8 protein-coding genes and 5 pseudogenes are annotated in these 8,302 nt (G+C 53.8%); 5 read left to right on the forward strand and 8 right to left on the reverse strand.

Translation table 11 applies throughout. From position 1 onward, the window contains the following. From ACMX3H_RS14915 to ACMX3H_RS14925, 3 genes and pseudogenes are all read left to right on the forward strand, one after another. A partial coding sequence (locus tag ACMX3H_RS14915) for a transposase domain-containing protein (protein ID WP_415209556.1) occupies nucleotides 1-108 on the forward strand: 108 nt, incomplete at its 5' end. A 30-nt stretch (nucleotides 109-138) separates the two neighbouring features. After that, a pseudogene (ubiT, locus tag ACMX3H_RS14920) lies at nucleotides 139-339 on the forward strand (ubiquinone anaerobic biosynthesis accessory factor UbiT); the annotation flags it as partial. After that, a pseudogene (locus ACMX3H_RS14925) lies at nucleotides 333-858 on the forward strand (GNAT family N-acetyltransferase). The pseudogenes ubiT and ACMX3H_RS14925, both read left to right, overlap by 7 nt. A gap of 126 nt (nucleotides 859-984) precedes the next feature. Here the strand turns inward: ACMX3H_RS14925 and ACMX3H_RS14930 are convergent. From ACMX3H_RS14930 to ACMX3H_RS14950, 5 genes and pseudogenes are all read right to left on the reverse strand, one after another. After that, nucleotides 985-1,248 (reverse strand): annotated as a pseudogene (locus tag ACMX3H_RS14930) (GIY-YIG nuclease family protein); the annotation flags it as partial. A 480-nt stretch (nucleotides 1,249-1,728) separates the two neighbouring features. After that, nucleotides 1,729-2,478, reverse strand: a complete 750-nt coding sequence (gene istB, locus ACMX3H_RS14935) for an IS21-like element helper ATPase IstB (RefSeq protein ID WP_415211400.1) — start codon at nucleotides 2,476-2,478, stop codon at nucleotides 1,729-1,731. 11 nt (nucleotides 2,479-2,489) lie between these two features. Continuing rightward, a pseudogene (locus tag ACMX3H_RS14940) lies at nucleotides 2,490-3,350 on the reverse strand (Mu transposase domain-containing protein); the annotation flags it as partial. 112 nt (nucleotides 3,351-3,462) lie between these two features. Beyond that, the gene (locus ACMX3H_RS14945; RefSeq protein WP_415211401.1) at nucleotides 3,463-3,867 is read right to left on the reverse strand and encodes a hypothetical protein; all 405 of its coding nucleotides are present in this window, start codon (nucleotides 3,865-3,867) and stop codon (nucleotides 3,463-3,465) included. Between the two features lie 66 nt (nucleotides 3,868-3,933). Further along, nucleotides 3,934-4,509, reverse strand: a complete 576-nt coding sequence (locus tag ACMX3H_RS14950) for a recombinase family protein (RefSeq protein WP_415211402.1) — start codon at nucleotides 4,507-4,509, stop codon at nucleotides 3,934-3,936. Between the two features lie 185 nt (nucleotides 4,510-4,694). Between ACMX3H_RS14950 and ACMX3H_RS14955 the strand changes: the two genes are divergently transcribed. Next, nucleotides 4,695-5,150 carry a hypothetical protein gene (locus tag ACMX3H_RS14955; RefSeq protein ID WP_415211403.1) on the forward strand — a complete coding sequence of 152 codons (456 nt, stop codon included), beginning with the start codon at nucleotides 4,695-4,697 and terminating at the stop codon, nucleotides 5,148-5,150. A gap of 1 nt (nucleotide 5,151) precedes the next feature. After that, nucleotides 5,152-5,703, forward strand: a complete 552-nt coding sequence (locus tag ACMX3H_RS14960; protein WP_415211404.1) for a tail fiber assembly protein — start codon at nucleotides 5,152-5,154, stop codon at nucleotides 5,701-5,703. A 9-nt stretch (nucleotides 5,704-5,712) separates the two neighbouring features. Here the strand turns inward: ACMX3H_RS14960 and ACMX3H_RS14965 are convergent, their stop codons facing one another. The 3 genes and pseudogenes from ACMX3H_RS14965 to ACMX3H_RS14975 form a co-directional block, all read right to left on the reverse strand. Further along, the gene (locus tag ACMX3H_RS14965) at nucleotides 5,713-6,657 is read right to left on the reverse strand and encodes a tail fiber protein (protein ID WP_415211405.1); all 945 of its coding nucleotides are present in this window, start codon (nucleotides 6,655-6,657) and stop codon (nucleotides 5,713-5,715) included. Next, nucleotides 6,644-7,237, reverse strand: a complete 594-nt coding sequence (locus ACMX3H_RS14970; protein ID WP_415211406.1) for a phage tail protein I — start codon at nucleotides 7,235-7,237, stop codon at nucleotides 6,644-6,646. Before ACMX3H_RS14970 ends, ACMX3H_RS14965 begins: the two co-directional genes overlap by 14 nt. Beyond that, nucleotides 7,230-8,260: pseudogene (locus tag ACMX3H_RS14975) on the reverse strand (baseplate J/gp47 family protein). Before ACMX3H_RS14975 ends, ACMX3H_RS14970 begins: the two are co-directional and overlap by 8 nt. Between the last annotated feature and the right edge of the window lie 42 nt (nucleotides 8,261-8,302).

An 8,302-nucleotide genomic window follows, 5' to 3' on the forward strand; every position in this document is an offset into this window, starting at 1 on the left:
GTGGAGCCGGAAGCGTATCTGCGCCATGTGCTGGCGATTATCGCGGATCATCCCATCAACAAAATCAAAGAGCTCCTGCCGTGGAACCTCACCATCCCTGCTGAATAACTGTCAATACGGCGCTGGGCGTACGCTTACCTGTTTTTCCAGCGCCGGCTGCGTATCGAAGGGGATACGGAACTCGGCCTGACGGTCAAAAATCTGCTGGACGCCATCGATCCTGAGCGCATGCTGGACCTGCTGCGCCACGCCCTGCAACAGCTGGCCGACATGGTGGAAGCCGGCCTGAAAGAGGACGCGATCGCCGCCAACGGCCATCGCGTATCCCAGTCTTGCTGATTCGGATGGAAATCCCGGTTGACGCGCCGGGCATCGACAGCCTGCTCAAGCGGGCGTTCAATCGGGAGAGCGAAGCCGCCTTGGTGCGCGCGCTGCGGGAAGACGGGCTGCTGACCCTGGGCGTGGTGGCGACCGACGACGAGGGCGGGGTCATAGGCTATGCCGCCTATTGCCCGGTTTGGATCGACGGCGAGGATCATCAGTGGGTAGCGCTGGCGCCGCTGGCGGTAGACGACGCCTGGCGCGGGCAGGGCACATCGGCAGCCAGTTGGTTTATGAAGGGCTGGATACGCTCAATGAATTTGGCTACAGCGCGGTGGTGACGCTGGGGGATCCCCGTCCTGGTTTCACCGTTTCGGCTTCGAGCCCGCCGCACGTTGGCAATTGCGCACCTCTTGGCCCGGCACCGAGGTGGCGTTCCAGCTGTTCACGCTGGCGGACAACGCCCTGGACGGCGTAAGCGGGGAAGTTTCCTGGCCCGCGCCGGTCGCCCATCTCGCGTTAAGAGCGGGCCATTAATCCGGGCACGCAGCCTTGGCGCCCGCCGGCTGCGTTGCCCGGCGTTGGCGTTGAAGGCGCTGACGCAAGCGGGTTCTCGTCCAAGGATGGCGGAGGTGCCTCGCTACCGAGCAGCCCGAAGCGTTTCAGCGCCTCTCCCTGCAGTGCGATAAAGCGTTCTTTTTGCGCCCGTGACAGCTGTTTTACCCGGTATTCCCAACGCAGCGCCCTGCTGCGATCGCCCGCCGGGCTCTGAAACACCAGCGTTAGTGGTCCCTTACCGCGCAGCGATTTGGCGCCCTCGCCGCGTTGATGCTGCTCAAGGCGCCGCTGTACGTCGGTGGTGATGCCTGTATAGAGCATGCAGCTGGCGGTGCGGATGAGGTAAAGATGCCAGAGGGCGCTGCCCATGGTGATGATCTCTGAAGTTGACCTGGTTGACCTAGTTGGCGGGTGCAGCGCCGAGTGTAGCGGAATCCGCCGGCCACCGCTACCGCCCCGCTCAGAGCCCTTCTCTGACGCCGCCACCTTCGTCTCGTTGCCTCTCTGGCAGAACGTTTGTTTGGCGCTGTCCCCTCGGTAATTCCAACAAGCCGTTCTCTTGCTTGCCCCTCGGCAGGCCGCCTCCTACAGGTTCTGACCGGGTGGCGGTGCCTGCTCGTGGGCGAAAAAGCGGCATAAAAAAGCCCCGGCGTGCGGCCAGGGCCAGGGGAGGGAAGGTGGCAACGCTTAAGGCTTATTCAAGATGAGCAGGGATTCACGATTGAACGCTGCAGATTCCGACGTATCCGATCATCTGTTCCGGCGACATCCGATCAGTTATTCCGATATTTTCCGATCACCCATTCCAGTAATATTCGATCACGTGTTCGCTCATCTTCTGACTCAGTTTTAGTCTATTTTTCCTGTGCTGGCTACTCCTTGCTCTTTGCGTAGTGATTCGCCTTGAAGTTCCAGTCGATAGCTGGGGTGTACTAGCCGATCGAGTAACGCGTCAGCTGTCGTGGGGTTTTCTATCAGTCCATACCATTTTTTTACCGGCAGTTGACAGATCAGGATGCTGCCGCTTTTGTCGTAACGATCTTCCATCACCTCCAACAGCATCGTTGCCTGCATCGGACTCATTGATTCCAGGCCCAAGTCGTCCAAGAGCAGTAACTCTATTTTTTCTAACTGCTTAAGCTGTTTTAGATAGGTTCCGTCTAGCTGGCACTGGTGAAGATGGGCCAGTAACCGACCCACACGCCAGTAACGCACGCTATATTGCTGCCGGCATGCCTGCTCTCCAAGCGCACAACTGAGCCAGGTTTTACCCGTACCTGTCGGCCCCGTGATGAGTATGCTTTTCTGATATTTCAGATATTGTCCCCCTAGCAGATCTCGCATCTGCTCCGGTGTCACACCTCGGCCCGGCATATAGCGGATATCTTCTGGTTTTGCCTGCAGGCGCATTTGCGATTGCCGGCGCAGACGGCATATGCGGTTGTTTTCTCTATGCAAATTTTCTGCTTCTACCATCAGCGACAACCGCTCCTCGAACCCCAGCTCCCCATAACTACCCGGGAGTTCGCGTTGCGTCTCCAACGCCTGGGCCATTGCCGACAACTTCAGCTCTCGCAGAGCCATTAACAGTGTGTCCATATTTATTTTCCTTAATGATAACTGTCCGGACCTCGGAGGTTTTCGTGAACCAGCGTTGATACGCCGGCTCCGTCCTGGGTGACCCCACTTTCACGACCGTGTTTCAACACGTTGGCTATGAACGAGCGGTTTATGCACCCTTTCTCCAACGCCAGCGCGCAGGCCTTCTCCAGTCGCGTCGTCTCATAGCGCCGTTGCAGATTGAGTAACCCCAGCACGGAGCGGTAAGCCTGCTCCGGATGAGCTTTGCTCCTTTGGATGGACTCGACCACTTTCAGTGTGCACACGCCCACCGACAGCGCCCAACTGCACAGCCTTTCCGGCGTCCACTGACTCTGCCCCTCATGGTTAGCCGGCATGTGCGCCGCCTGAGTCGTGTGCCTATAGGCGCTATCGCTGCGAGGGTGCGTAGCCACGCAGACGCCCTTATGGTGGATTTGCACCAGCCGTTGGGTGGCGATGACGTCAACGCGCTCGCCAACCAGCGGATGCGGCACCGAGTACCCGTTTTTGCCATAGTCGATGTGGTAATCAGGTCCCACTCGGGCAACGAGATACTCACTGTATTCCCATTGCGTGGGCGGGAGAGGCCCAAGAGCCGGCTTGTCCAGCTGCTCGAAGCGTTCAAGGCGACTTTGTCTGCCGTAATGACGCATCGGGCGCAGATTCAACTCATGATTGAGTTCTCGTATCGCCTGGTTGAGTTCGGCCAGCGAGTAGAACGTACGTTTACGCAACCGGGCCAGCACCCAGCGTTCTACCAGCTGCACGGTTGATTCTGCCTTCGCCTTGTCTTTCGGTTTTCGCGGGCGCGCCGGTAGCACCACTGTCTCATAGTGATTTGCCAGCGCCTGGTAGCTCTGGTTTATGATGATGCGCCGCGCGATATTTGCGACACATCCGTGCGATAAATGAAGGGTTGATTTTGTTACATCTATTGAAACAGAATTACACTTTATACTATGCCTTTCAGCAGAACAGCGGCTATTGACTTCGTTTAATTAAGTCTGCAGTGATTCCTTTCGTAATCTGATCTCTCCACCGCTGTTGCTGTAACTCTGTCTGTAGGCGCTGCTGTTCTTCCTGCTTTTGATACCGTTCATTGCGCTCTTGCTGCAAATTGCCCATGTTGTTATTTGTATCACCATAAATGATATAATCACGGCGATTCATATTCATGCGTGAGAGTGCGTAACATCGCTCTTGATTGATACTCATGCCCCGTCGCTCCAGTTCGGTAGTTAAACGAAGCACTGTGGGACCATCGTTATTGTATGTCCCTAATGCTTTACAGAGTTCATCATTTTTGAACGCAGATATCTGCCGATTGGATACGTTTGTTGCACTACAGCCTGATAAAATCAGGGCCATGACTAAAGCTAGTTTCATGAAAAGTCCTTGAAGAAGGATAATTTTTTATACCACAGTGATATAGAGTCTATCAAAAAAAACAAGTTATCCATTTCCCCTCTTAGGTTTATCTTTTACCGGACAATACTTGTAGATACTGGCCAATGAAACCCCATACAGTAATGACAGCTGCTTTCTACTATGGCCGGACTCGAGTAATTTTTTAGCCTGCTCTTGCTGTGCGGAAGATAATGAGCAAGGCCTACCCCCGATACGTCCCCTGCTTCTTGCTGCGGCTAAGCCTGCCTTAGTACGCTCAACAATGAGTTCCCGCTCCATTTGTGCCAACGCGCTCATCACATGGAAGAAAAAACGGCCCGCGGACGTAGAGGTATCAATAGCATCCGTCAAGCTATGAAAATGGATGCCTTCATCTTCCAGTTTGGATATTAAAGTAATCAAATGTTTAATGCTTCGACCCAGCCTGTCGAGCTTCCAGACTACCAAAGTGTCTCCCGATTTCAGGCAGTTTAACGCGCGTTTTAATCCGGGTCTCTGGTCTGTTTTTCCACTGATTTTATCCTCAAAAATCTGTTCACAATTTGCGCAAATCAAGGATTTTTGCTGTAAATCGGTGTTTTGGTCATTTTTTGACACCCTCATATAGCCAATTTTTGCCATTTTTAACCTTTTCTCAACCTCGGTAAGCCTTGTAATCGCTGGTTTAGGTCAAAATTTTAACTAAATTCATGATTTAAGAAAACCTTGGTTTAACGGAAACGGTAGATTGTGCAAAAAATGCGCTTGATAAACGAACTGGCGGCACCGTCAAGGGCGACATTATTTCACAGGGTGGCCAATTCTTATTGAAAGGGGATAACCGCAAGCATCTGGGTTTTCATAATCAGGACGGTAGCGTTCGCATGTGGCTCTACAAAGACAAGGGCGGTGATGGCGTTCGGCTAAACAACGGCAATGACGGCGGCGGAGATTGGGTATTCAATAAAAACGGGCATCTTTACTCTCCCCAGGCACTCCATGCCGCAGGAGCGACCTATCAAGAGGATGGGAATATCCACGGTTCGGTTTGGGGCGGGCATTTGAGTGGCTGGCTTCACCGGGCATTTATTAAGTATGTCAGATTATCAAATGCTCAGGTTATTTCTGCGCAAGGTTATGACATGCAGCTTCCCGTGGGGGGTGTCGTCACTGGCTTTAGAACGGGAGGTCAATGGGATATGAGTGCGGGAGATGATTTTGTGTATTGTCGATTGATACAGGTAAATGTTAATGGTCAGTGGGCAACGATTGGGCAGGAATAACATGATGAAAATGTACAAAAACTTTAAGCAAACAGACGCCAATGCTTTATCAGAAAAGCAAAGAGAGATAAAGCATAAGGTAGGTGTTTCGTATATTAATGATGAAAATGGCAATGACTGGTATGAACTGCAAAAGACATTTCAACCAGAAACATTCAAGGTGGTTTTTGAGCCAGAAAAAAACATTGTTGTGGCTCTCTCTAAAGATGCTTCCGCGCTCTTCCCTTTAAATTGCAGCATTGTCGAGCTTGAATCTCTTCCCGACGAGGCAAAAACGAATGCTGAGTGGGTTTTTGACGGCAATCAGGTTTTGCCGCGAACCTATACTCATGCTGAGCAGAGGCAGCAGATAACGCGGAAAAAAAACAAGCTGATGGATAAGGCCACCCGTGTAATAGCTCCGCTTCAGGACGCTGTAGACCTCGACATGGCAACGGAAGCCGAAAAAGCGGCGCTGCTGGCGTGGAAAAAATACCGTGTATTGCTTAACAGGGTGAATATCAGCACCGCGCCAGATATCGACTGGCCGATACCGCCTGATTACGATGCATAAAGCGCAGCATTATGCCGCCCTCACTATATAGTTAAAGGCAATGTTGCGTGGACGGGCTGAGGTATAAGCATGCCATTTATAGCGCTCTGCGGAACGCCCCCGTATAATCCATTGTCGTGCATCAATGCTGGCGCGTTGCACACTTGTCAGTGCATCACCAAGTGCGACGCCAGGCGTACCAAGGGCACTAATATCGCCGTTGTCATTATCATCAAAACCGGGAATAACCGTGCCCTCCTGATGAGTTAATATTTTTCTATTTGGATCGACGCATCGTCCATTGTCCCAACCTCGAATAAATTCACCGCGTAAATCTGGCGTTCTGCCAGAAGGATAGACGACTGCCAACTGAGGACAGGCCACTTTATCGAAAGCATCACCGTTGCATTTAAGCCACCCAGCAGGCGGATTTTCGGTAGGCCAAGCTAGTGGAACACCTACCGGCACTATCGTTTCCGTTAAACCAAGGTTTTTTATAAATTGATTTTTGTCTGGGATGTCAGCACCATTTTCATTTTTTGCCAGTTTCTGGCTCAACAGTTGCGTCACGCTTTCGGCAAATTTCGGGTTATTGCTGATCGCTTGCGCCAGCTTGTTCAGCGTATCTAAATCTAATGGCGCATTGTCGACAATGGCATTGACCCGATCATTGACCAGTTTAGGCGTCGCTGCGGTGCTCTCGTCCTGGCTGTAGGTGGCATTACTCAGCTGCACAAACCCTTTCGCCGCTAATGTTGCATCCGGATGGTTGCGCGAATTGGCATGAGCCTCCAGAGCTGCCTGCGTGCCTTCCATCTGTTGCTTTAGCCAGGCGGTGCGGTTGGCCAGCTCTCTAGGCGGTCGGTTAGTAATGCCCTCCGGGCCACCCAATACCGGGTCTGAGGTTTCTATCTGGTAAATGCCGTCTTCCCATGCCGGGGATTCTTTCAAATAACTCATCTTAGCTGCTCCCATGATTATAAACTCCGTCATACTGGGCGGTGTGGTTATAGCGTAACGGGACGGCGGTGTAATCAAGCGCCGCCAGTTCACAGCGTGCCGGGGCGAACGCCGCCAGCGTCTGGCGTAACAGCGCTGCCTGGTCATTGGTGATGGTCTGTTTCAGTACCACCCGGTAACGGTAAAGCGCCCAGCGACATTCTGCTGGCCAGGTACGGGTCAGGGTTTCCCCCAATGCCGCTTCCCCTTCGCTTAATTCGACGTCCCCGAAGCCCAGGCGGCGAATGACCTCACGTACCGCCCAGGGGGTGCCTTTATAGCGGTGCAGTTCAATGGCGTTTTTCAGCATCGCCCGGCGGGCATCGTCTGACTCCGCCAGATCCCAGCCATTATCACCGGTCAGCGACAGTTGTTCGGCCAGCCAGGGTAAGGCACTGGTTTCGGTCATATCCATCAGGTAAACCAGCAGCGGCGTCAGGTCAAGCTGCTGTAATCGGCCCGCCAGCATTGCCAGCCACTGAAAGCGGCTGTCGTCGGCTAATGGCGGTGGCAGTAAGCTCTCGCGGGCGGGGGTATCGGGTGTGATATCAGTCATTGACCACTCGGGCTAAATTCAGGTCGATGCTTTCACACCAGGGCCATTCATTTTCTTTTACCACCTGCAGGGCCGGTTGTTTAAGCTCGACGCTGTAAACGCCTTTGACCAACAGGATGGCCTGTATCTGGCTGGGAACGATATCGCGGCCCAGATGGGCGGCCTGTTTATCGACATAACGCTGGGCGGCCAGCTTTACCGAAGCCATGACGTCGGCGCTGTCGTAACCGGCATAAACGCGGATAGCCGCTTCAATCCGGTAGATGACCTTAACCGGCGAGGCCACCTTGACGGTATCCGTTAATGGGCGCACCTTTTCATCCGCGCATATGCCGCTGACCAGGGCCAGCAAGGTATCGGACGGCAGACCGGTTTTGACCAGTGGATAAAGCGCTACCGTCCCCGGCACCGGGCGCATCACCGCCACATCGCGGATATCCTGATGGGCACTCATGGCATGAAAACGATACGCCTCGCGCGAACCGGCGTTGCTAAATGACGCGGGGGCCAGCCGGATACGCTCACGAAGATGCTCATCCTCTTCCGGATCAGCACCACCGGTACTGGGTTCGGTATTGGTCACGCTCAGGTCAGCATCGTTGATGCCGTCGAGCAAGGTGCTGATTTGCGCCGGTTGCCAAGTGTGCCGCGCTCGGTACAGGTGGCATTCATGCTGGCAGTGGTGTCGCTCAGGGTCACCGCCTCATCGGTGGCAAAAGCAATACTGTCGCGAGCACTGACGCGCGTGCCCGCCGGAATGACTAACGGCGTGGCGGGAGCCTCTTCGAGCTGAAAACGCAGTCGGGTACGCGCTGCCGCAGCCGCCAGGCGGTATACACCAACCAGTTCACCCAGATAGTCCAGCATCGGGGCGCGAGCAAAGGCCACCAGATTCTGCTCGGCAGTATCTTGAATCGCCAGGCGTACCAGTGCCTCACGGTAAGCCATCAGGTTAATCAGCAGCCGTTCATCCTGCGCCGGATAGAGCGTCTTGCCGCTGACTTTTTCATACCAGGCTATCATTTCAGCGGTCAGTGCCGCCGCATCGGTGTTGATAAATACCGG

Origin of the sequence: Sodalis sp. (in: enterobacteria), from assembly GCF_047607725.1 — a bacterium.
GTDB lineage: Bacteria > Pseudomonadota > Gammaproteobacteria > Enterobacterales > Enterobacteriaceae > JBLKSS01.

Bases quoted from the DNA above. Each gene is read 5' to 3' on its own strand.
- istB (WP_415211400.1), bottom strand. From the start codon at position 2,478: ATGGACACACTGTTAATGGCTCTGCGAGAGCTGAAGTTGTCGGCAATG.
- ACMX3H_RS14960 (WP_415211404.1), top strand. From the start codon at position 5,152: ATGATGAAAATGTACAAAAACTTTAAGCAAACAGACGCCAATGCTTTA.
- ACMX3H_RS14970 (WP_415211406.1), bottom strand. From the start codon at position 7,237: ATGACTGATATCACACCCGATACCCCCGCCCGCGAGAGCTTACTGCCA.
- ACMX3H_RS14950 (WP_415211402.1), bottom strand. From the start codon at position 4,509: ATGGCAAAAATTGGCTATATGAGGGTGTCAAAAAATGACCAAAACACC.
- ACMX3H_RS14945 (WP_415211401.1), bottom strand. From the start codon at position 3,867: ATGAAACTAGCTTTAGTCATGGCCCTGATTTTATCAGGCTGTAGTGCA.
- ACMX3H_RS14965 (WP_415211405.1), bottom strand. From the start codon at position 6,657: ATGGGAGCAGCTAAGATGAGTTATTTGAAAGAATCCCCGGCATGGGAA.